This is a genomic window from Streptomyces sp. NPDC051567 (assembly GCF_044454165.1).
Lineage (GTDB): Bacteria > Actinomycetota > Actinomycetes > Streptomycetales > Streptomycetaceae > Streptomyces.
The window spans coordinates 1-23,335 of sequence record NZ_JBITDK010000014.1 but is presented as its reverse complement, the minus strand read 5'-3'; the positions used below and the strand labels follow the sequence as shown (position 1 = coordinate 23,335).

General features: G+C 72.4%; 19 protein-coding genes. 13 read left to right on the top strand and 6 right to left on the bottom strand.

Annotation, left to right across the window (positions count from 1 at the left end):
* Positions 1-122: 122 nt before the first annotated feature.
* Both ACIA5F_RS17390 and eccE read right to left on the bottom strand, forming a co-directional pair.
* Positions 123-833: a hypothetical protein gene (locus tag ACIA5F_RS17390; protein WP_399353756.1), complete on the bottom strand. Its 711-nt coding sequence runs from the start codon at positions 831-833 to the stop codon at positions 123-125.
* A complete protein-coding gene (gene eccE / locus ACIA5F_RS17385) occupies positions 830-2,116 on the bottom strand; it encodes a type VII secretion protein EccE (RefSeq protein ID WP_399353754.1) in 1,287 nt (428 codons plus the stop codon). The genes ACIA5F_RS17390 and eccE overlap by 4 nt, the downstream gene beginning before the upstream one ends.
* 250 nt (positions 2,117-2,366) lie before the next feature.
* On the opposite strand from eccE, the gene eccB reads away from it, so the two are divergent.
* From eccB to ACIA5F_RS17365, 4 genes are all read left to right on the top strand, one after another.
* Positions 2,367-3,938, top strand: a complete 1,572-nt coding sequence (gene eccB / locus ACIA5F_RS17380; RefSeq protein WP_399353752.1) for a type VII secretion protein EccB — start codon at positions 2,367-2,369, stop codon at positions 3,936-3,938.
* 11 nt (positions 3,939-3,949) lie between these two features.
* Positions 3,950-5,242 (top strand): type VII secretion-associated serine protease mycosin, encoded by a 1,293-nt coding sequence (mycP, locus tag ACIA5F_RS17375; protein WP_399353750.1) that lies wholly within the window; start codon positions 3,950-3,952, stop codon positions 5,240-5,242.
* A gap of 214 nt (positions 5,243-5,456) precedes the next feature.
* Complete coding sequence (locus ACIA5F_RS17370) at positions 5,457-5,795, top strand: WXG100 family type VII secretion target (RefSeq protein ID WP_399353748.1); 339 nt, start codon at positions 5,457-5,459, stop codon at positions 5,793-5,795.
* 43 nt (positions 5,796-5,838) lie between these two features.
* The gene (locus ACIA5F_RS17365; RefSeq protein ID WP_399353746.1) at positions 5,839-6,147 is read left to right on the top strand and encodes a WXG100 family type VII secretion target; all 309 of its coding nucleotides are present in this window, start codon (positions 5,839-5,841) and stop codon (positions 6,145-6,147) included.
* Positions 6,148-6,226: 79 nt separating this feature from the next.
* Here ACIA5F_RS17365 and ACIA5F_RS17360 read toward each other — a convergent pair whose 3' ends face one another.
* Positions 6,227-6,475 (bottom strand): DUF397 domain-containing protein, encoded by a 249-nt coding sequence (locus tag ACIA5F_RS17360; protein ID WP_399353744.1) that lies wholly within the window; start codon positions 6,473-6,475, stop codon positions 6,227-6,229.
* Between the two features lie 107 nt (positions 6,476-6,582).
* Positions 6,583-10,578: a type VII secretion protein EccCa gene (gene eccCa, locus ACIA5F_RS17355; protein ID WP_399353742.1), complete on the bottom strand. Its 3,996-nt coding sequence runs from the start codon at positions 10,576-10,578 to the stop codon at positions 6,583-6,585.
* A 298-nt stretch (positions 10,579-10,876) separates the two neighbouring features.
* Between eccCa and eccD the strand changes: the two genes are divergently transcribed.
* The 6 genes from eccD to ACIA5F_RS17325 all read left to right on the top strand — a co-directional run bounded on the left by eccD (position 10,877) and on the right by ACIA5F_RS17325 (position 18,048).
* Positions 10,877-12,397, top strand: a complete 1,521-nt coding sequence (gene eccD, locus ACIA5F_RS17350) for a type VII secretion integral membrane protein EccD (protein WP_399353740.1) — start codon at positions 10,877-10,879, stop codon at positions 12,395-12,397.
* Between the two features lie 170 nt (positions 12,398-12,567).
* A complete protein-coding gene (rpsO, locus tag ACIA5F_RS17345; RefSeq protein WP_030011220.1) occupies positions 12,568-12,855 on the top strand; it encodes a 30S ribosomal protein S15 in 288 nt (95 codons plus the stop codon).
* Positions 12,856-13,139: 284 nt separating this feature from the next.
* Complete coding sequence (locus tag ACIA5F_RS17340) at positions 13,140-15,386, top strand: polyribonucleotide nucleotidyltransferase (protein ID WP_399353966.1); 2,247 nt, start codon at positions 13,140-13,142, stop codon at positions 15,384-15,386.
* Positions 15,383-16,762, top strand: a complete 1,380-nt coding sequence (locus ACIA5F_RS17335; RefSeq protein ID WP_399353738.1) for a M16 family metallopeptidase — start codon at positions 15,383-15,385, stop codon at positions 16,760-16,762. Before ACIA5F_RS17340 ends, ACIA5F_RS17335 begins: the two co-directional genes overlap by 4 nt.
* Positions 16,763-16,836: 74 nt before the next feature.
* Complete coding sequence (gene dapB / locus ACIA5F_RS17330) at positions 16,837-17,592, top strand: 4-hydroxy-tetrahydrodipicolinate reductase (RefSeq protein ID WP_399353736.1); 756 nt, start codon at positions 16,837-16,839, stop codon at positions 17,590-17,592.
* A gap of 3 nt (positions 17,593-17,595) precedes the next feature.
* Complete coding sequence (locus ACIA5F_RS17325) at positions 17,596-18,048, top strand: hypothetical protein (protein WP_399353734.1); 453 nt, start codon at positions 17,596-17,598, stop codon at positions 18,046-18,048.
* A 74-nt stretch (positions 18,049-18,122) separates the two neighbouring features.
* On the opposite strand, the gene ACIA5F_RS17320 is transcribed toward ACIA5F_RS17325, so the two are convergent.
* Entirely contained in the window at positions 18,123-18,677 is a 555-nt protein-coding gene (locus ACIA5F_RS17320; RefSeq protein ID WP_399353732.1) for a PH domain-containing protein, read from the bottom strand.
* Between the two features lie 49 nt (positions 18,678-18,726).
* A complete protein-coding gene (locus tag ACIA5F_RS17315) occupies positions 18,727-18,999 on the bottom strand; it encodes a hypothetical protein (protein WP_399353731.1) in 273 nt (90 codons plus the stop codon).
* 258 nt (positions 19,000-19,257) lie between these two features.
* On the opposite strand from ACIA5F_RS17315, the gene thyX reads away from it, so the two are divergent.
* From thyX to ACIA5F_RS17300, 3 genes are all read left to right on the top strand, one after another.
* Complete coding sequence (gene thyX / locus ACIA5F_RS17310; RefSeq protein WP_399353729.1) at positions 19,258-19,998, top strand: FAD-dependent thymidylate synthase; 741 nt, start codon at positions 19,258-19,260, stop codon at positions 19,996-19,998.
* Positions 19,999-20,244: 246 nt separating this feature from the next.
* A complete protein-coding gene (gene dapA, locus ACIA5F_RS17305) occupies positions 20,245-21,144 on the top strand; it encodes a 4-hydroxy-tetrahydrodipicolinate synthase (RefSeq protein ID WP_399353727.1) in 900 nt (299 codons plus the stop codon).
* Positions 21,145-21,268: 124 nt separating this feature from the next.
* A complete protein-coding gene (locus tag ACIA5F_RS17300) occupies positions 21,269-22,954 on the top strand; it encodes a ribonuclease J (RefSeq protein WP_399353725.1) in 1,686 nt (561 codons plus the stop codon).
* The last annotated feature ends 381 nt before the right edge of the window (positions 22,955-23,335 follow it).

Here is a 23,335-nt window from a genome sequence, read left to right as displayed (position 1 = left end):
CTCCCCCGGCACCGGTGTCCGCCACCGTCCGCGCGTGCCGCACCGGCCGGGCCGGTACCGGCCGTTGCGCGAGGCCGCTCCGGGGCGGGGGCGCCCGGGGCCGTATCCCGGGCGTCCCGGGCTCAGTCGATCCGCCGCGCGGCGCCCAGCAGGCCCGTCTCCACCTCTGTCCCCTGGGTCAGCACGAACTGCCGGTCCCGGGGCGTGCACCACAACGTCACCCCGTCACCCAGCGTCGGGAGGGAGTCCACCGCCGCCCGGTCCAGGTGCATCAGGCGGCCTATCTCCTCCGCCTCGTCCGGGGAGACCCGCTGGACGCCCGCGAGCGACGCCTGCCGCAGCAGCCGCGGCGCCGTCGGGCTCAGGTACGGCAGCAGGGTCAGCACCGACTGCCAGGGTCCGGCCACCACCCGTCCGCGCGGGGGCCGCATCCCGCAGTCGCGGATCACCAGCACCGGACTGCCCGCCGACGCGCCCTGCGGCGGCACCCGGCCCACCTCGTGCAGGGTCACGCACGGCTGTCCGCCGCCCGCCGCCTGGGCCAGCCCGGACCACACCTGCGCCCGCCCGGTCTCCACCGCCACCCGCGCACCCGTGGCCGCCGTCCGCAACGCCAGTACCTGCGCCGTCCACAGGCCGCCGATCAGCGTCACCTCGTACGGCGTCGGCCGGTTGACGCCGAGCACCGCGGGCCGGCCCTCGGCGTCCACGCCGATGACGACCCCGTCGTCCCCCACGGGCAGTGCCAGCGCGTCCAGCTCCGCTGCGGCCACCACGTGCCGCTCCCGCCGGGGGCCGACCAGCCCGAAACCACCTCGCGACGCGCCCCTCACCGTGCTCCTCCCAGCGGCAGCGAGGCCAGCAGCCCCGGCACCTGTTCACGGTCGAGCCGCACCAGCCCGGCCCGCACCCCCCGCGCCGTCCGCTCCAGCTCCCGGCGCGCCGCCACCAGTTCCTCGTCACTGCGCCCGGTCACCCGGACGTGCCCGGTCAGCGTCACCCCGTGCCGCTCCGCCGGGGCCAGGGTCAGGCTGAAGTTCGTCGCCAGCGCCGGCAGCGAGGTCAGCAGCGCCACGAACTGCGGCAGCGCCGCGGCCCCGGAACCGCCCAACCGCGGCCAGCGGCCTATCCAGTACGTGGTGTGCCGCCGGTCGTCGCACCGCCAGGTCCGGGGGGTCTCCTCCGTACGCCGTCCCGTGCTCGCCGAGCGCCCCGCCTGGGTGATCGCCATCGGGTTGGCGCACGAGGAGGTGGCCAGCGCGGCCGTCAGCTCCTGCTCGGTCAGGACCGTGGCCGTGAAACCCGCCCCGCTCAGCCTGCTCGCCAACTGGTCCGCCACCCGCACCACGCACCGCTGCGCGCCCGTCGTCCCGCCACCGCGCGCGGTGACCGCCTCGGGGCACAGCTCCGGGTCGAGCTTGAGCGCGATCCAGGTCAGCCGCACCGCCGGGGTGCCCGTACGGGCTTGCAACGGGGCGTAGTTGAGGGCGGCCGTCGACCGGGACGGCAGGTGCGGCGCCGGGGCCGGCTGGGTGTGCTGCACCAGCTGCGCCGACTCCAGCCGGATGCCGTCCACTTCGAGGACGTCCCGGACGAGGGCCAGCGGCAGGGGCCGGGCCGACCGGTCGGGCCGCAGCGCGGTGGCGTCCAGGTCCACCTGCACCACCGCGGTCAGGAAGGTGCCGTCGCCGACCATGCCGACCGGCCGCCGGTCCCGGTCGCCGAAGGTCAGGGTCCGCAGCGCCGGATCGGCCTCCACCAGCGGCGCCAGCCCCGGCTCCGTACCGGCGGGCACGGCCAGCGCGGCGGCCCGGCGCCGCCGGGCCCGCAGCGCGAGCGCGCCGCCGATCCACTCGGGCAGCGAGCGCCGGTGGCGCCGTACGACCGCGAGCAGCACCAGGACGAGGGCGGCCCCGCCCGCGGGGACCAGCAGCAAAGGCTCCACCACCCACGCCACCAGCAGCACGGCCGCCGCGACCTGGAGCAGCACGAGCTGGTGCAGCCGGACCGGTCCGAACCGGTCCGGGCTCGGCCGCGGATGCGGGGTCACCCCACCGGCCCCGCCGTGCGCGGGCGGGTCCGTACCGGCGCGCGGCTCCGTCGTGGTCGCCCTCACTCGCGCACCTCCCCTTCCCCGGGGCGGACCCGCGGACCCGGTGCGGCGCGGCACCCGCCGCCCGCCCCCGGACCCCCCGATCCACCCCAACAAGCCCTGACTGCCCCGGTCCCGGAGGCGCTGCGCGGCCGTCCGACCCTACCCGGCCCGCGCATACCGTCCGTCAAGAGGCATAGTAGGTGCCCGGTCCGACATCGAGGCCCGGGGACCGTACCCACCGACCGGGCCGTGCGGGGAGAAACAGACGGCCATGGCCTCACGACGTGATGAGCTCAACGCGTACACCTTCGCGAAGCGGCGCACGGTGGCCGCGTTCCTCCAGCCCTCCGCCACGGGGACCGAGGAGGGCGCGCCGCGCCCGCTGCGCGCGGTCCTGCCCGGGCTGATCGTCGGGGCGCTCGTCGTCGCCGGGTTCGGGGCGTGGGGCATGTTCAAACCGACCGCCCCCAAGGGCTGGGCCCAGCCCGGCACCCAGGTGATCGTCGGCAAGGACTCCACCACCCGGTACGTGGTCCTCACCACCAAGGTCGACGGCAAGGACCGGACCCGGCTGCACCCGGTGCTGAACCTCGCCTCCGCCCGGCTCCTGCTGGACCCGCAGAAGTTCAAGGTCGTCCAGGTCGCCGACAAGCTGCTGGACAAGGGCAGGCCACCGCGCGGCCCCATCATCGGCATCCCCTACGCGCCCGACCGGCTCCCCGCCAAGGCCGACGCGGGCAAGGCCAAGCGGTGGGCCGTCTGCCAGCGGCCGGGCGGCAACGGCCGGGGCGTGCAGACCGCGGCCTTCGTCCTCGCCGACCGCGAGGCGGGCCTGCTCGACGACGGCCGCAAGGTCACCGACACCCAGGTGATGTACGTCCGGAGCACCGGGCCGGGCAAGGAGCGCTACCTGGTCGACGCGACGGGAGCGAAGTACCGGTTCCCCGAGGGCACGCCCGACGCGGGGACGATGACGACCGCCCTGGTCGGCACCGGCGCCACCCCGCAGCAGGTCACCGAGGAGTGGCTCGCCACCCTCGAACCGGGCGAGGACCTCGCCTTCCCCCGGCTGCCCGCCGCCGCCGGGACCCCCGCCGGGGTCAAGGGCCTGGCCGCCGCCGACGACAAGGTCGGCATGGTGCTCAGGGCCCAGACCGGCTCGGGCACCCAGCACTACGTGGTGCTGCCCGGGAAGGTCGCCCCGGTCTCCGGCTTCGTCGCCTGGCTGCTGATCTCCGCCCCCGAGACCGACCGCCTCGACATGCACGGCAAGGCGCGCGAGGTCGACCTCCAGTCCCTCGACCCGGACGCCACCCCCTTCAAGGGCGACACCAGATGGCCGCAGAAGAAGTCCGTCCAGGTCAACGCCGGTGCCGGGCCTGGCCAGGGCGGCAGCGACCGGGACACCGTCTGCAACGTCCTGCGCGCGGTCGACGGCCAGGGCAGGCCGACCCTGAGCACCTGGGCCGGCACCGGCTTCCCCGTCGACATCACCGCCAGCGGCACCAGCGCGTACGTCACCCCGGGCTCGGGACTGCTCTACACCCAGGTCCAGGGCCGGCAGACCTCCGCCGGGGGCTCCCTCTTCCTGGTCACCGACACCGGCCTGCGCTACGCCGTCCAGGCCAACGGCGACAGCGACGCCGAGCAGTCGGGGATCGGCGCCCCCGGCCCGCAGCCGTCGCAGGACGCGGCCGACGCCCGCCCCGAGGCCAGCCAGGCGCAGATCCGCCTCGGCTACGGCGGGGTCACCCCGGCCATGGTGCCCATCGCGTGGTCGGAGTTCCTCTCCAAGGGGCCGCGCCTGGACACCAACGCGGCCCGCCAGCCGCAGGGTTCGTGAGGAGCGCACCGATGTCCGAGCCCGCCCGCCCGCTCCCCGCCCGCCCGCTCCCGGCCCCCCGGCGTGGCCCCGCCCGGGCCGCGCCACCGGCCGCCGCCCTCCTCGCCGCCCTCCTCCTCACCGCCGCCGCACCCGCGGCCCCGGCCGCCGCCGCCCCGCCGCCGCACCCGCTGCGGCCCGCCGGGGCCGGTGAGTGCACCTTCCCCATGAAGAAGCAGATCGCCGACCGCCCCTGGGCGCTCCAGCGGCTCCTGCTCGACGAGCTCTGGGCGCGGACCAAGGGCAAGGACAAGAACGGCAGGAGCGTGCGGGTCGCCGTCATCGACACCGGCGTGGACCGGGTGAACCCGCAGCTCAGCGGCGCCCTCGACGTGAGCGCCGGCAAGGACTACGTCGACCCGAAGGGCGGTGACGGCACCAACGACACCGTCGGGCACGGCACCAAGGTCGCCGGACTGATCGCCGCCCGCCCCCAGGAGGGGACCGGCTTCGTCGGCCTGGCCCCGGAGGCCACGATCATCCCCGTCCGGCAGAACGACGGCCAGGGCAAGGGCGACACCCAGACCCTGAGCCTGGCCATCGACCACGCGGTGGACCGGGGCGCCCAGGTCATCAACATCTCCCAGGACACCGACGTACCGCTGTCCCCCGACTCCACGCTCGCCCGCGCCGTCCGGCGGGCCCTGGACGCGGGGGTCGTCGTGGTGGCCTCGGCGGGCAACGACGGGCTGAACGGCCACAAGCGCAACACCTACCCGGCCGCCTTCCCCGGCGTGCTCGCGGTCGCCTCCGCCGACCGCACCAACGAGCGGGCCGCCTTCTCCCAGCCCGGCGAGTTCATCGGGGTCGCGGCCCCCGGCGTCGACATGGTCTCCACCGTCCCGGGCTTCGGCCAGTGCGTCGACAACGGCACCAGCTTCTCCGCGCCCTACGTGGCCGGGGTCGCCGCCCTGCTCCGCGCCCTGCACCCGGACTGGTCCCCACAGGAGATCGTCTGGCAGATCCAGAACACCGCCGAGCGCGCGGTCAACGGCCGGGACGACTACGTCGGCTGGGGCGTGGTCGACCCCGTGCGCGCGCTCGCCCAGGACCACGAACGGCCCCGGGCCCCCGTCCCGGACCCCGGCCCCCCGCCGGCCGCCGCACCCCGGGCGGCGGCGCTCCGGCTCACCGAGACCCCGCGCGAACGCGACGAGCGGCTCGCCACCTACGCCCTCGGCGTCGGCGCGGTCCTGATCGCCGTCATCGCGGGGACCGCGACCGCCGTCCGGGACGCCCGTCTCCGCCGTCGCCGTCCGCGGTGACCGGAGCCCTCGCACGGACCGGCCCCGCGTCCGGTGTTGGGCCGCACGGGTGAACTGGCTAGAGTGACAACAGGCTTCACGACTGCGATCGGGGGATACGCGTGAGGCGGAGGGGGATGTCCGGGGCACGTGGTGCGAAGCCGTGCCCGGGACCGACCGCTCCGCCACGCGATCCGCCGGTCCTGCCGGCGAATTGAGAAGTGAGGAGCTTCGGATGAGCAGCAATTTCGGACTCGCGGACGATCCGGTCGTCCAGGCGAAGAACAAGATCTCCGACACGGCCGAGGCCGTCACCCGGCAGGCACGCGAACTGGCCGACATCCTCGCCACGGTGAGCGCCGGCTGGACCGGTGTCGGCGCCTCGGGATTCGTCTCCGCCCAGGCGGTGGTCAACGAGGACCACGACCAGATCCGCCGCCTGCTCGGCGTCCTGCACAACGCGGTCGCCCAGACCAAGAACCTGAGCAACGCCCAGGACGACGACGTGCGCGCCGCCTTCAACGCCGTCAAGGGCTCCGCCGGTTCCAACGGTTCCGCCCTCAACGGCATCTGACCCACCGACATCCACAGGTCGACCCCGCGCGAAGGAGAAGAACATGGCTGGTGCTGACGGCCACACCAAGGTCCAGTACGAGAGCGTCCAGGAGATGGCCAACCGCATCCGCGTCGTCTCCAAGAAGATCATCGACGACCTGGCCGAGATGGACCAGGCGCTGAAGGTCGTCACGGACACCTGGGACGGCGAGGCGCACGCCCAGTACATCCAGCTCCAGGCCAAGTACAAGGGCAAGGCCGAGCACATGCGCGACCAGCTGGAGCGCGTCGCGGGCCTCATCGAGCGCGGCAAGGCCGACTACCGCGCCACCGACGTGAAGGCCTCCCGCCTGTTCACCGAGGGATTCTGAACCAGCGGCCCCCAGAGCCGCCCGCACGCACCGAAGGGGCGCGCCCGCACCGGACGCGCCCCTTCCGCCACCGCCGGGACTACCCTCGGTCGGCCCGGTCGAGGTCGAACTCGCCGTCCCGGGCGCCCAGGACGAACGCCTCCCACTCGGCCGCGGTGTAGCGCAGCACGGTCTCCCGGTCCAGCGAGGACCGCATGGCCACCGCGCCCTCGGGCAGCCGGGCGATCTCGACCCGCTCCTCGTCCGGGCTGGTCCCGGGCGGGCCCTCCCACTCCACACCGCTGATGTCGAGCCCGTACAGCTCGTCCTTCTCCTGCTGGGTGCCCATGTGCGGCCCTTCCCTCGTCGTGCGGTTCTTCACCGCCGATTATCCGTGCTCGGCCGCCGGCGGGTACGGGATTCCGCCCGATCCGCCGCCCGGCCCGCCCGGCACACTCACCTCTGCGGCATCCGCCCGAGCTGCACCAGCGAGACACCCCGCTTGCGCGAGGCGTAGTACGCCCGCCCCGGCGGCATCGGACGCGGCCGGACACCGCCCACCAGATCGCCCTCGGACGGATCGCCCGACAGCACCACGCCCTGCGCCCCCAGCTCCTTGAGCCGCTGCATGAACGGCTCGTACAGCGAACGCGAGGCCCCCGCCGAGCTGCGCGCGATCACGAAACGGACGCCCGTGTCCCGGGCGAAGGGCAGGAACTCCACCAGCTGCGCCAGCGGATTGCCCTGACCGGTGGCCACCAGGTCGTAGTCGTCGATGAGGACGAACACGTCCGGGCCCGTCCACCAGCTGCGGTCGCGCAACTGCTGCGGAGTGACGTCGTCCGGCGGCTGGCGCCGGGAGAACACACCGGACAGCGCGTCCATGTGCGTCTGCAGGGAACCCGCCATCGGCGCGTACTCCAGCAGGTGCTCCTCCGGCAGCGCCCCCAGCAGGCCCCGCCGGTAGTCGCCCACCACGATCCGGGCCTGGTCCGGGGTGTACCGCTGCGCTATCTGCCGGGCGATGAGCCGCAGCAGGTTCGTCTTGCCCGACTCGCTCTCACCGAAGACCAGCAGGAACGGATCGGACTCGAAGTCGACGAAGACCGGCTCCAGCGCGGTCTCGTCGATCCCGATCGCGATACCGCGCCCCGGGTGCGCGCCGCCCCCGGGGAGCTGGTCGTCGTGGAGCAGCCGGGGCAGCAGCCGCACCCCGGGAGCCGACGGGCCCGTCCAGTTCTCCCGCACCGACGCCACGAACGCGGCCGACGCCTGCGACAGGTCACCCGCGTCGTGCGAGCCGTCGACCCGCGGCAGTGCGCCCAGGAAGTGCAGCTTCTCCGCCACCTGCCCCCGGCCCGGCATGCCCGTCGGGACGTTCGCCGCGACCTTGCGGTCGAACTCGGAGTCCATGACGTCGCCGAGCCGCAGCTCCAGCCGGCTCAGCATCTGGTCCTTGAGCGCCGCCCGCACCTCCATGTACCGGGCGGCGGTCACCACCACGTGGATGCCGTACCCGAGCCCCCGGGCCGCGATCTCCGTGACGACCTGCTCCAGCCCCTCGTACTCGGCCCGGAAACCACCCCAGCCGTCGATGACCAGGAAGACGTCGCCCCACGGCTCGCCCGGCAGCTCACCCGCCGCGCGCCGCCGCCGGTAGGTGCCGATCGAGTCGATGCCGTTCGCGCGGAAGAACTCCTCGCGGCGGCCCAGGACGCCGCCCACCTCCGCGACCGTGCGCCGCACCCGCTCCGGGTCCAGCCGCGAGGCGATCCCGCCCACGTGCGGCAGCTCCGCCACCGCCGAGAGACTGCCCCCGCCGAAGTCCAGCCCGTAGAACTGCACCTCGCGCGGGGTGTGCGTGAGCGCGAACGACGAGATCAGCGTCCGCATCAGCGTCGACTTGCCCGACTGCGGACCACCCACCACCATCATGTGACCCGCCGCACCCGAGAAGTCCCGGTACAGCACCTCGCGCCGCTGCTCGAACGGCTTGTCGATCAGCCCCAGCGGTACGACGAGCCCCCCCGGCCGCGTGTACCCCTGCGCGTGCAGCCCGCGCTCCGCCGAGGGCGCCAGCGCCGGCAACAACTGGTCCAGCGGCGGAGCCTGGTCCAGCGGCGGCAGCCACACCTGGTGCGCCGGCACCCCCTGCCCCTCCAGCCGCCCCACGATCACGTCCAGCACCGTGTCCGCCAGCGCGTCGTCCTCCCGCGCCGGGGGCGCCGCCAGGTGCGCCGGGTCCGGAGCCGCGTACACCACCGGCACCGGCGCCGCCGTGAACAGCACGGGCCGCCGCTCCACCGGGAAGAGCCCCACCGACAGGTCCGGCCCGCCCGAACGGTAGGTCCCCGACACGTACGCCGCCTTGAACCGGGTCATCTCGTCCGTACCGAACTTCAGGTACCCCGAACCGGGCACCGACGGCAGGTGGTAGGCGTCCGGCACCCCGATCGCCGTCCGCGACTCCGCCGCCGAGAAGGTCCGCAGACCGATCCGGTACGACAGGTACGTGTCCAGCCCGCGCAGCTTCCCCTCCTCCAGCCGCTGCGAGGCCAGCAGCAGGTGCACCCCCAGCGACCGGCCGATCCGCCCGATCTGGATGAACATGTCGATGAAGTCCGGCTTCGCCGTCAGCAGCTCGCTGAACTCGTCGATCACCAGCACCAGCGAGGCCAGCGGCTCCAGCGGGGCACCCGCCGCACGCGCCTTCTCGTAGTCGTGGATGTTCGCGTAGTTGCCCGCCGAACGCAGCAGCTCCTGACGCCGCTGGAGCTCACCGCGGATCGAGTCGCCCATCCGGTCCACGAGCGTCAGGTCGTCCGCCAGGTTGGTGATCACCGCCGCGACGTGCGGCATCTGCCCCATGCCCGTGAAGGTCGCCCCGCCCTTGAAGTCGGCGAGGACGAAGTTCAGCGTCTCCGACGTGTGCGTCACCGCCAGCCCCAGCACCAGCGTCCGCAGCAGCTCCGACTTGCCCGAACCGGTAGCCCCCACGCACAGCCCGTGCGGACCCATGCCCTCCTGCGCCGCCTCCTTCAGGTCCAGCATGACCGGCGCGCCGTCCTCACCCACCCCGATCGGCACCCGCAGCCGCTCACCGGCCGACCGGGGACGCCAGGTCCGGGCCACGTCGACCGAGGCCGCGTCGCCCAGGTTCAGCAGGTCCGTGAAGTCCAGATTGGCCAGCAACGGCTCGTCGTCGTCACCGCCACCCGTCCGCAACGGCGCCAGCTGCCGGGCCAGCGCCTGGGCGGCCGGCAGCGACAGCCCGTCCGGGACACCCTCGTACGCGACCCCCGGACCCGACTCCAGCCGCAGCCGGCCCGGCCGCACCACGACCGACAGCCCGCCCCGGCCCGGCAGTTCCCCGGACGGGCGGGCACCCTCGTCCTGCTCCCCGGCGACCACCTCGACCAGCGTTACCCCCTGCAACCCCTCGGCCGCGGCGAAGACCGAGTCCGGCGGCACCGTCGCACCGCGCGGCGAGTTCCCGTCCACCACCACGACCAGGTGCGGCTGGTCCAGCACCGGGGACACCTCCCGGCTGAACCGGGGCCGCCCCTCCAGCCGGGGCCCCAGCAGCTCCTCCAGCTCCGCCAGCCCGTCCGCGAACAGCCGCTTCGTACCCGCCCCGTCGACCTGACCGGGCAGCTGCGTGTGCGGCAGCCACTTCGTCCAGTCCCACGCGGCCACCGCACCCGGCGCGGCCACCACCGCCACCATCAGGTCCTCGGGGGAGTGCAGCGTCGCCAGCTGGGCCACCAGCGCCCGCGCCGTCCCGCGCGCCGCCTCCTGCTCCCCGCCCACCGTCACGTGGTAGAACGCCCGCACCGACACCGCCACCGGCAGCCCGTCCAGCGAGGAGTGCACCCGCAGGAACCGCTGCATCGCCCCCGCCGTCAACGGCTCCAGCTCGTCCACCGGCGCCGTCTGCGGAGCCACCAGCGGCGTCGCCAGCCGCTGCGCGCCCAGCCCCAGCCGGGCCTGACCGAAGTCCGCGTCGCCCACCCGCCGCTCCCACAGCCGCGACCCCTCGGCCACCACCGACCACAACTGCTCCGGTGCCGGGTGCAGGTACAACTGCGCGTCCCGCTGCGCCCGCGCGGTCCGCCGCACCTGACGGCGCGTCTGCGCCAGGTACTTCAGGTAGTCCCGGCGCACATCGGCCATCTGCCCCTGGGTACCGCGCCGGTGGCGCACCAGCTGCGCGACGACCATGCCCACCGTCGAGACCAGCATCAGCACACCCATGATGCGCATGAACGGCGCCGCACCCGGCATGAAGAAGAAGACCACCGACGAACCCATGCCGAGCATCGGCAGGAGCTGCATCAGCATGCCCTCCTGCTGCCCCCGCGGAAGCTCCGGCGGAGCCTCCAGCCTCAGCTCGTCCGAAGGCACCTCGGGCGGCAGCGACCGCGGCGGGCGTTTGACGACGATCTGGCTCACCGGAGCACCAACCCCCTTGAGAACGGACGGGACGTCACGGCCGGCGCCCCCAAGTCCCGGACACGTCACGGGGGTCTCCACCTCCGGGTCACCACCCGGCCCGGCCGGGAGGCGATCCTACGTGCCGACAGCCGCACCCCCTTTGGGTAGGGTGGCGCGCGCGGCACACCCGCCCGCCGGCCACCCGCCCCCGCGGGCACCGGCCGGCGGGACGTACCGCCGAAGTGGCCCCGCCCCCGCGGGCGGACGACGCCACCGACACCACACGATCTAGGGGGTCCCACAGGTGAGTACGGCCATGACCACCGGCTTCTGCAGGGTCACCGTCGTGGCCCCCGACAGCCGGACGGACGTCGCCCTCCCCGAGGACATCGCCGTCGCCGACATCTACCCGGAGCTGCTGCGCCTCACCGGCCAGACCCAGCCCGTCGGCGCGCCCACCGGCTTCCACCTGGTACGCCGCTCCGGCACCGTCCTCGACGGCGCCCGCACCCTCGCCGCCCAGCAGGTCCTCGACGGCGAGGTGCTCAGCCTGCGCCCCTTCGCCGACTCCCTGCCCCCCGCCGTCTTCGACGACGTCTCCGACGCCGTCGCCTCCGCCGTCGTCCGCGACCGCCACCGCTGGAGCGACGACATGCTCCGCGGCGCGGGCCTGGCCGGCGCCGGCCTCCTCCTCGTCCTGCTGGGCCTCGTCCTCTGGTACGCCGACCCCGTCCGCCACGACATGCACTCCCTGCCCGGCGTCATCGCGGGCGCCACCGGCCTCCTGCTGACCGCCGTGGCCGCCGTCCGCGCCCGCGTCTACCGCGACCGCGCCACCGCCGTCGCCCTCGGCCTCGGCGCCCTCCCGCACCTGCTGATCGCCGGCTCCGGCCTCGTCGCCCCCGCCGCCGGCGAGGGCCCCGGCCGCCTCCAGTTCCTCCTCGGCTGCGTCTGCGTCCTGATCGCCTCCGTCGCCCTCGTCGCCCTCGCCCCCAGCGGCGACGCCCCCTTCGTCGCGGCCACCGCCACGGCCGCCGCCGCGACCCTGGCCACCTTCGCGGCCATCGCCACCGAGGCGTCCGCCACCGCCACCGCCGCCGTCTGCGCCCCCGTCGCCATCGGCCTCGTCGCCTTCCTGCCCGGCCTCTCCGCCCGCTTCGCCCGGCTCCCCATCGGCTACGCCGCCCCGCGCAGCGCCACCGACGACGCGTACGAGAGCCCCGACCGCTACGAGAACGCCCCCGGCTCCGACCCGTACGACCCCGGCTCCGACCCGCACGACCAGGGCGACCCCCTCGACGCAGAACAGATCGCCGCCCAGGCCCGCCGCGGCCACGAGATGCTGCTCGGCCTGGTCGGCGGCTGCGCCGCCCTCGCCGTGGGCTCCGCCGCCGTCCTCGGCTTCTCCGACGACACCTGGGCCCGGCTGCTCGCCCTGGCCACCGGCCTCGCCATGCTGCTGCGCGCCCGCCTCTTCCGCTACACCTCCCAGGTGGTGTGCGCCCTGGCCGCCGGACTGGCCGCCGTCGCCCTGCTGATCCTGGGCCTCGCGCTGAACCCGCCCGCCGAGCTGGTCAGGGCCCTGGCCGAGACCGCCGGAACCGCCGGGAATCCGGACCGCAGCGGCCTGGACCTCCGGACGATCTGGCTCTCCGCCGCGGTCGCCGCCGGCGCCGCCCTCCTCACGGCCGTCGCCCTCGTCGTCCCCCGCAAGGGTCTGTCACCCTTCTGGGGGAGACTGCTCGACCTCACCGAGGCCGCTGTCCTCCTCAGCCTCGTCCCGCTGGCCCTGGCCGTCCTCGACGTCTACGCCCGGGTCCGGGCCCTCACCGGCTGAGACGGCGGCCGAGCCGCAGCCTGGTACGCTGTGTGACGGCCGTTTGTGTACGCGCCCCCGGAACCCTTTCTGGAGGCTGCGCCCAGCGGACCCCGCCTCCCGAGTAACGGAAGCTCCCCAGAGACTCAGACCTGGGCACTCGGTGGCAAGACCTGATACGAGGAGTAAGCATGCCGCTCGACGCCGCAACGAAGAAGCAGATCATCACGGAGTTCGGTGCCAAGGAGGGCGACACCGGCTCTCCCGAGGTTCAGGTCGCGATGCTCTCCCGCCGGATCTCGGACCTGACCGAGCACCTCAAGACCCACAAGCACGACCACCACTCCCGTCGTGGTCTGCTGATCCTGGTCGGCCAGCGTCGCCGCCTGCTGCAGTACCTGGCCAAGAAGGACATCCAGCGCTTCCGTACGCTGGTCGAGCGCCTGGGCATCCGCCGCGGCGCGGCCGGCGCCAAGTAAAGACGCCGTGAAGGGAGCGGTTCCCACATTCAGGGGGCCGCTCCCTTTGCTGTACGTGCGGGACGTACCGGACGCTTTGTAGTCTGGTCCCACGCGCACAACCGAAGAGGAGGAGCGCCCTCCCTACGCCGCCGGTCCTCGGTAGTGGTACCCGGAACGCCCCCACGGGCACCGACACCGGGTACTTCGATCGAAGACCGGCCCGCACGCCAGGAGCGCTTCTCCGCAACCGTCCACCGCCACACGGGCGGCGGACGGAGACGACGAAAATGGAGAAAACGCTAGTGGAGAACGAGACCCACTACGCCGAGGCCGTCATTGACAACGGTTCCTTCGGCACCCGCACCATCCGCTTCGAGACGGGCCGTCTGGCCCGCCAGGCCGCCGGCTCCGCCGTTGCCTACCTGGACGACGACACGATGGTCCTCTCCGCGACCACCGCGTCGAAGAAGCCCAAGGACCAGCTCGACTTCTTCCCCCTGACGGTGGACGTCGAGGAGCGCCAGTACGCGGCCGGCAAGATCCCCGGTTCCTTCTTCCGCCGCGAGGGCCGCCCCTCCGAGGACGCGATCCTCACCTGCCGCCTGATCGACCGCCCGCTGCGCCCGTCCTTCAAGAAGGGCCTGCGCAACGAGATCCAGGTCGTCGCCACGATCATGGCGCTCAACCCGGACCACCTGTACGACGTCGTCGCGATCAACGCCGCGTCCGCGTCCACCCAGCTGGCCGGCCTGCCCTTCTCCGGCCCGATCGGCGGCGTCCGCGTCGCGCTGATCCGCGGCCAGTGGGTCGCCTTCCCGACCCACACCGAGCTTGAGGACGCCGTCTTCGACATGGTCGTCGCGGGCCGCGTCCTGGACGACGGCGACGTCGCGATCATGATGGTCGAGGCCGAGGCCACCGAGAAGACCATCGCCCTCGTCAAGGGCGGCGCCGAGGCGCCGACCGAGGAGATCGTCGCCGCGGGTCTCGACGCCTCGAAGCCGTTCATCAAGGCGCTCTGCAAGGCCCAGTCGGACCTGGCCGCCAAGGCCGCCAAGCCCGAGGGCGAGTTCCCGGTCTTCCTGGACTACCAGGACGACGTGTACGAGGCCCTCTCGGCCGCCGTCAAGGGCGAGCTCTCCCAGGCGCTGACCATCGCGGGCAAGCAGGACCGCGAGGCCGAGCTGGACCGCGTCAAGGAGCTCGCCGCCGAGAAGCTCCTCCCGGCCTTCGAAGGCCGCGAGAAGGAGATCTCCGCCGCCTACCGCAGCCTGACCAAGGCCCTGGTGCGCGAGCGCGTCATCAAGGACAAGGTCCGCATCGACGGCCGCGGGATCACGGACATCCGTACCCTCGCCGCCGAGGTCGAGGCCATCCCGCGCGTGCACGGCTCGGCGCTGTTCGAGCGTGGCGAGACCCAGATCCTGGGCGTCACCACCCTGAACATGCTCCGCATGGAGCAGCAGCTGGACACCCTCTCCCCGGTGACCCGCAAGCGCTACATGCACAACTACAACTTCCCGCCGTACTCCGTCGGTGAGACCGGCCGCGTGGGCTCGCCCAAGCGCCGCGAGATCGGCCACGGCGCGCTCGCCGAGCGCGCGATCGTGCCGGTCCTCCCGACCCGCGAGGAGTTCCCGTACGCGATCCGTCAGGTGTCCGAGGCCCTCGGCTCCAACGGTTCGACGTCCATGGGCTCGGTCTGCGCCTCCACCATGTCGCTGCTGAACGCCGGTGTGCCCCTCAAGGCCCCCGTCGCCGGCATCGCCATGGGCCTGATCTCCCAGGAGATCGACGGCAAGACGCACTACGTCGCCCTCACCGACATCCTCGGTGCGGAGGACGCCTTCGGCGACATGGACTTCAAGGTCGCCGGCACCAAGGAGTTCGTGACCGCCCTCCAGCTGGACACCAAGCTGGACGGCATCCCGGCCTCCGTCCTGGCCGCGGCCCTCAAGCAGGCCCGCGACGCCCGCCTCCACATCCTCGACGTGATGATGGAAGCGATCGACACGCCGGACGAGATGTCCCCGTTCGCCCCCCGGATCATCACCGTCAAGATCCCGGTGGACAAGATCGGTGAGGTCATCGGCCCCAAGGGCAAGATGATCAACCAGATCCAGGAGGACACCGGCGCCGAGATCACGATCGAGGACGACGGCACCATCTACATCGGTGCCTCCGACGGCCCGGCCGCCGAGGCCGCCCGCGCCACGATCAACGCCATCGCCAACCCGACCATGCCGGAGGTCGGCGAGCGCTACCTGGGTACGGTCGTCAAGACCACCACCTTCGGTGCCTTCGTCTCCCTGCTCCCGGGCAAGGACGGCCTGCTGCACATCTCGCAGATCCGCAAGCTCGCCGGTGGCAAGCGCGTGGAGAACGTCGAGGACGTGCTCGCGGTCGGCACCAAGGTCCAGGTCGAGATCGCCGAGATCGACCAGCGCGGCAAGCTCTCCCTGATCCCCGTGATCGACGGCGAGGCCGTGGACGCCGATGCTGACAAGACTGGCTCCGACACCGGCTTCGCCGGGGGCTCCGACAAGTGACGTCGCGTAGTTCCCGTGTGACGGCCCGCCCCTCTTCGGAGGGGCGGGCCGTCGCCCGTACCCAAACCCTCCTCGCCGGGAACAACGGCATCGGCACCGTCCGGCGCACGGTCCTCCCCGGCGGGCTGCGCGTCGTCACCGAGACGCTGCCCTCCGTCCGCTCCGCCACCTTCGGCATCTGGGCGAACGTGGGCTCCCGTGACGAGACGCCCTCGCTGGGCGGCGCCACGCACTACCTGGAGCACCTCCTCTTCAAGGGCACCGCCCGGCGCAGCGCCCTCGACATCTCCTCCGCGATCGACGCGGTCGGCGGCGAGATGAACGCCTTCACGGCGAAGGAGTACACGTGCTACTACGCCCGCGTGCTCGACACCGACCTGCCGCTCGCCATCGACGTCGTCTGCGACATGCTCACCGGCTCACTGATCCGTGAGGAGGACGTCGACGCCGAGCGCGGCGTCATCCTCGAAGAGATCGCGATGACCGAGGACGACCCGGGCGACTGCGTGCACGACCTGTTCGCGCGGACCATGTTCGGCGACACCCCCCTGGGGCGTCCCGTCCTCGGCACCGTCGACACGGTCAACGCCCTCGGCGCCGACCGGGTCCGCCGCTTCTGGAAGAAGCACTACGACCCGACCCGCCTGGTCGTCGCCGCCGCCGGCAACGTCGACCACGCCAAGGTCGTGCGCCAGGTCCGCGCGGCCTTCGAGAAGGCCGGCGCCCTCGGCCGCACCGACGCCGAGCCGGTCGGCCCGCGCACCGGGACCAAGCAGATCCGCACCGCCGGCCGCGTCGACCTGGTGAGCCGCAGGACCGAACAGGCCCACGTGGTCCTCGGCATGCCCGGCCTCGCCCGCACCGACGAGCGCCGCTGGGCGCTGGGCGTGCTGAACACCGCCCTCGGCGGCGGCATGTCCTCCCGCCTCTTCCAGGAGATCCGGGAGAAGCGCGGCCTGGCCTACAGCGTGTACTCGTACACCTCGGGCTTCGCCGACACCGGCCTCTTCGGCGTGTACGCGGGCTGCCGGCCCGGCCAGGTCCACGACGTGCTCCGGATCTGCCGCGACGAACTCGGCAAGGCCGCCGCGGACGGGCTCGACGACGAGGAGATCAAGCGGGCCATCGGCCAGCTCTCCGGCTCCACCGTCCTCGGCCTGGAGGACACCGGCGCGATCATGAACCGCATCGGCAAGAGCGAGCTGTGCTGGGGCGACCAGATGTCGGTGGACGACATGCTGGGCAAGATCGCCGCCGTGACCCCGGACGACGTCCGCGCGGTCGCGCGGGACGTACTGGGCCGACGGCCCTCGCTCGCGGTGATCGGCCCGCTCAAGGAGAAGCAGGCCGCCCGCCTCGACGAAGCCGTGGCCTGACGCGAAGCACGGAGACGGACGCCGGCCCCGGCCGGCGTCCGGCCCGTACGACAGGAAGCGAAGGAAGCACGAGTATGAGCAGCAAGCTGCGGGTCGCGGTGCTCGGCGCCCACGGGCGCATCGGCGCCGAAGCCGTCAAGGCCGTCGACGCCGCCGAGGACATGGAACTGGTCGCCGCCCTCACCCGCGGGGACGAGCTGGAGACCCTGGCCCGGACCGGCGCCCAGGTCGTCGTCGAGCTGACCACCCCCGACTCCGTCATGGACAACCTCGACTTCTGCCTCCGCCACGGCATCCACGCCGTCGTCGGCACCACGGGCTGGACGGAGGAGCGCCTCGGCCGGCTGGACACCTGGCTCGCCGCCGCGCCGGGCACCGGCGTGCTCGTCGCCCCGAACTTCTCCATCGGCGCCGTCCTGACCATGAAGTTCGCCGCCCAGGCCGCCCGCTACTTCGAATCCGTCGAGGTCATCGAGCTGCACCACCCGAACAAGGCCGACGCCCCCTCGGGCACGGCGACCCGGACGGCGCAGCTCATCGCGGCGGCCCGCGCCGAGGCCGGTCTCGGCGCCCAGCCCGACGCCACCGCCACCGCGCTCGACGGCGCCCGCGGCGCGGACGTCGACGGCGTCCCGGTGCACGCCGTCCGCCTGCGCGGCCTGCTGGCCCACCAGGAGGTGCTCCTCGGCGGCGAGGGCGAGACCCTCACCATCCGGCACGACTCCCTGCACCACAGCAGCTTCATGCCGGGCATCCTGCTCGGCGTGCGCCGCGTCGTGCGCACCCCGGGCCTGACCTTCGGCCTGGAACACTTCCTCGACCTGGGCTGAACCATGCGCGCGAAGATCACCTACTTCCTCACGGCCGCCGTCCTGGTCGTCTACTTCGTCCTGGCCGGCAGCCGGGGCCTGACGCTGATCGCGCAGGGCACCTGGCTCACCGTGACCTTCGGGGTGGCCGTCCTGGTCCTGCCGGTCATCGGCGTCTGGTTCCTCTGGGCCAACACCCGCTTCGTCACCCGCGCCAACCGGCTCGCGACCGAGCTGGAGGCCGAGGGCGGCCTGCCCGTCGACGAGCTGGAACGCGACCAGTACGGCCGCATCCTGCGGGACTCCGCCGACGAGGTCTTCGCCCGCCGCAAGGCCGAGACCGAGGACGCGCCGGGGGACTGGCGCAGCTGGTTCCGCCTGGCCGTCGCCTACCACGACGCCCGTGACACCCCGCGGGCGCGCAAGGCCATGCAGCGCGCGATCGCCCTGTACGACGGAAAGCCCGTACGGGCCTGACCCGTACGGGCTTCGCGCGGGCCGTCCGGCTCTGCCGGACCGCCGCCGGACGTCGCCTGACCGGCGGCGTCCGGTCAGGCGGGTACGGGCCGGTACTCCTCGGCCCAGGCCCCGATCGTGTCGGTGGCCCGGTCGAACGCCTCGGTCCGGGAGAGGAAGTCGGCGCTGTGGTCGGTCAGCAGCACCGGCAGCCGCGTGCCGCCGGCCCCGGCGGCCGTCAGCGCCTGGCCCTGCACGGTCCTCGGCAGCCCGAGCCAGCGCACCGGCTGCTGGACCGTGCGGAGTTCGTGGACCTCGCTCCACGGGATCGAGCGGGTCGCGAAGAACCCCACCCGGCGCAGCCCCGTACGGCTGACCCACAGGCCCGTGCGCAGCAGCCGCAGCGCCGCCCCGATCACGGCGAGCGCGGCGGCCATGCAGACGGCCGCCCCGTCCCAGGTGCCCGCGAAGGCGATGATCATGGTGGAGAGCAGCATGAAGGCGGAGACCAGGAGCATCAGCGCGGCGACGGCCACCCGCCAGGGGCCGGGCCGGTAGGGACGGCGCCAGCGGTCGTGGTCGTCGTGGGCGAGGACGGTGTCGTCATCCGCTTCGAACACACCGTCGGCCGTCAAGAAGGTCAGGGGCACGGATGGACCTCACTCACATGCATGTTCGGCTGGGCTGGGGCGGGGGCGGCTAACGCCCCTCGGACGCCTCGGACTGCTGCGACTGGGAGGTCGCGGGCGTCTTGCTCGGCTGGAGCGCGGGCATGCCGAAGAGCAGCGAGCCGACGAGCCCCGCTACCACGGTCAGCCCGACCAGACTACGGGCGGCGATCTGGGTCATGCTCGGACGCTCGCGCGGCGGCGGAGTGACATTGCTGCGGAAACGGTCTGCCTCGGCGACGAACGCGAACGGGACGGGTTCGCGCGAAGGGGCACCTCCCGGCGGCAGCTGGGGGAGGAACATGGGCGTGGCTCTCCTCACGATCGGGGCCCTGGGGCGGTGGTGGCGGACGGGGTGTGCGTTTCGTCCTCTGCCCAGTAGGACGTCCGGGCCGCCCGATCGGTGCCTCGATTCGGCACATCGGCCCGAATTTTATGGCAAGTCGCCTCTGGTACCGCCGACCGTGCTCCGGTGCGCACCGGAGCGCACTTGCGCGGCGGCCCCCGGACGGCGACGTAGAGTGGCAGCGCCCCAGGTAACGCACGTGTGGAAGGACCCCCGGTGAGCGAGACCACCGCTTCAGATCTGAAACCCAGCTTCCTCAGTGATGTGACGGTGGAGCTGGTGAAGCACTCAGCCGCCGACTCCGACGTGCTGTGGGCCGCCCGGGTCTCCACGGCCGGGGAGCAGTCCCTGGAGGAGCTGAGCAAGGACCCGGAGCGTTCCAAGGGCCTGATCAACTACCTCATGCGGGACCGCCACGGCAGCCCCTTCGAGCACAACTCGATGACCTTCTTCATCAGCGCCCCCATCTTCGTGTTCCGCGAGTTCATGCGCCACCGCGTGGGCTGGTCGTACAACGAGGAGTCCGGCCGCTACAGGGAGCTCCAGCCCGTCTTCTACGTCCCGGACGCGGAGCGCAAGCTCGTCCAGCAGGGCCGCCCCGGCAAGTACGTCTTCGTCGAGGGCACCGAGGCACAGCGGGAGCTGACCGGCCGGGTCATGGAGGACTCCTACCGGCAGGCGTACGAGGCGTACCAGGAGATGCTCGCCGCGGGCGTGGCCCGCGAGGTGGCCCGTGCGGTCCTGCCGGTCGGTCTCTTCTCCTCGATGTACGCCACCTGCAACGCCCGCTCGCTGATGCACTTCCTCGGTCTGCGCACGCAGCACGAGCTGGCGGCCGTGCCGTCCTTCCCGCAGCGGGAGATCGAGATGGTCGGCGAGAAGATGGAGCAGCACTGGGCCGGCCTGATGCCGCTCACGTACGCGGCCTTCAACGCCAACGGCCGCGTCGCACCGTAGGCGCCGCAAGGGATCGGGCCCCGGACGCCCCCTCGTAACGTACGCATGTACGAAGCAAGTCCGAAGTGTCCGTATTGCGGCGTTTCGTAAAGTTCATCTAGGCTGATCAAACGGACCCGGCACTGCCTGAACCCCCGAGCAGGCAGTGCCGGGCTCCCTACTTCCCCGGCCCCCGCCGGGAGGTACCCCCCTGTTGACGTCCCCCGAAGGGACATCGCGAGCGTGGCAGCGAGTAGCGTGTTACCCATGGCTCCGATCTCGACTCCGCAGACCCCCTTCGGGCGGGTCCTCACCGCCATGATCACGCCGTTCGCGGCGGATGGCGCACTCGACCTCGACGGCGCGCAGCGGCTCGCCGTCCACCTGGTGGACGCAGGCAACGACGGCCTGATCGTCAACGGCACCACCGGTGAGTCGCCTACCACCACCGACGCGGAGAAAACCGACCTCGTACGAGCCGTCCTCGAAGCGGTCGGGGACCGCGCCCACGTGGTCGCCGGCATCGGCACCAACGACACCCGCCACACCCTCGAACTCGCCCGCGCGGCCGAGCGGACCGGAGCCCACGGCCTGCTCGCCGTGACCCCGTACTACAGCAAGCCGCCGCAGGAGGGTCTCTACCGCCACTTCACGGCGATCGCGGACGCCACCGGCCTGCCGGTCATGCTCTACGACATCCCCGGCCGCAGCGGTGTCCCGATCGACACCGAAACTCTCGTACGGCTGGGCGAGCACCCCCGTATCGTGGCCAACAAGGACGCCAAGGGCGACCTCGGCGGTGCCAGCTGGGCCCTCGCGCGGAGCGGCCTGGCCTGGTACTCCGGTGACGACATGCTGAACCTGCCGCTCCTGTCGGTCGGCGCGGTCGGCTTCGTCTCCGTGGTCGGCCACGTGGTCACCCCCGAGCTGCGCGCCATGCTGGAGGCCCACCTGGGCGGGGACGTCCAGAAGGCCGCCGAGATCCACCAGAGGCTGCTCCCCGTCTTCACCGGCATGTTCCGCACCCAGGGCGTGATCACGACCAAGGGCGCGCTGAACCTCCAGGGACTGCCCGCGGGCCCGCTGAGGCTCCCGCTGGTCGAGCTGACCGGGGAAGAGACGGACCGGCTCAAGCTCGATCTCGCCGCCGGCGGGGTACAGCTCTGACACCAGACTTCACAACTGAACAAACAAGATAAAACAGACAGCGCAAGTGCACGAACGACACACGAATGACATGCGCGCCACGTGCCTTACCGAGGTACGTGGCGCGTGTGGTGAGGAGAGACTTTTGAGCCATCCGCATCCTGAACTCGGTCCCCCGCCGAAGCTCCCCAAGGGCGGCCTCCGGGTCACCCCCCTGGGCGGTCTCGGTGAGATCGGCCGCAACATGACGGTCTTCGAGTTCGACGGCCGTCTGCTGATCGTCGACTGCGGCGTCCTCTTCCCCGAGGAGGAGCAGCCCGGTATCGACCTGATCCTGCCGGACTTCTCGTCCATCCGGGACCGCCTCGACGACATCGAGGGCATCGTGCTCACGCACGGTCACGAGGACCACATCGGCGCCGTCCCCTACCTCCTCCGGGAGAAGCCGGACATCCCGCTGATCGGCTCCAAGCTGACGCTGGCCCTCATCGAGGCGAAGCTCCAGGAGCACCGCATCCGCCCCTACACCCTTGAGGTGAAGGAGGGGGAGCGCGAGAACCTCGGCCCCTTCGACTGCGAGTTCATCGCGGTCAACCACTCCATCCCGGACGCGCTGGCCGTGGCCATCCGCACCGGCGCGGGCATGGTCGTGTGCACCGGTGACTTCAAGATGGACCAGCTCCCGCTGGACAACCGGCTCACCGACCTGCACGCCTTCGCGCGTCTGAGCGAGGAGGGCATCGACCTCCTCCTCTCGGACTCGACGAACGCCGAGGTCCCCGGCTTCGTGCCGCCCGAGCGCGAGATCTCCAACGTCCTGCGCACGGTTTTCGCGAACGCCAACAACCGGATCATCGTGGCGAGCTTCGCCAGCCACGTGCACCGCATCCAGCAGATCCTGGACGCCGCCCACGAGTACGGCCGCCGCGTCGCCTTCGTGGGCCGCTCGATGGTCCGCAACATGGGCATCGCCCGTGACCTCGGCTACCTGAAGGTCCCGGCCGGCCTCGTCGTGGACGTCAAGACCCTCGACGACCTGCCGGCCCACGAGGTCGTCCTGGTCTGCACGGGTTCCCAGGGCGAGCCGATGGCGGCCCTGTCCCGCATGGCCAACCGCGACCACCAGATCCGGATCGTCCCCGGCGACACCGTGATCCTGGCGTCGTCCCTGATCCCGGGCAACGAGAACGCGGTCTACCGCGTGATCAACGGCCTGACCCGCTGGGGCGCCAACGTCGTGCACAAGGGCAACGCCAAGGTGCACGTCTCCGGCCACGCCTCCGCGGGCGAGCTGCTGTACTTCTACAACATCTGCAAACCGCGGAACCTGATGCCGGTCCACGGCGAGTGGCGCCACCTGCGCGCCAACGCCGAGCTCGGCGCCCTGACGGGCGTCCCGAAGGACCGCATCGTCATCGCCGAGGACGGCGTGGTCGTCGACCTGATCGACGGCAAGGCCCGCATCTCCGGCAAGGTCCAGGCCGGCTACGTGTACGTGGACGGCCTCTCGGTCGGCGACGTCACCGAGGCCTCGCTCAAGGACCGCCGCATCCTCGGGGACGAGGGCATCATCTCGGTCTACGTGGTGGTGGACAGCACCACGGGCAAGGTCGTCAGCGGCCCGAACATCCAGGCCCGCGGTTCCGGCATCGAGGACTCGGCCTTCGGCTCGGTCCTGCCGAAGATCGTGGACGCCATCGCCCGGGCCGCCGCCGACGGCGTCGCCGAGCCGCACCAGATCCAGCAGCTCATCCGCCGCACGATGGGCAAGTGGGTCTCGGACGGCTACCGCCGCCGCCCGATGATCCTCCCGGTCGTCGTCGAGGTCTGACCCTCGCCGTAGCGACCGCACGGGAGCGGGGCAACCGGATTTGCGTCCGGGGGCCCCGCTCCAGTACGTTTACGTCTCCACCTCGCACGGCACCCCGGCATACACGTGTGTCCGGACCGTCCTGCGAGCGGGTGGGGATCAAGGCTCAGGGAGACCTGATAAAGTCTGATTCACCCGAAAGGGAAAGGCCCTCCGAAGGCCATCGGAATTCGAATCCACTTGACTGCTTTCTCTTCTGGAAGCGGACACGGAAAAGGATCTGATAGAGTCGGACTCGCCGGAAAGAGAAAGCGCGGAAGTGCTGGATCTGGAAAGCGCCGGGGAAGTCGGACACGAAAGAGTCTGATAGAGTCGGAAACGCAGGAACAGCAGGAAACAGCA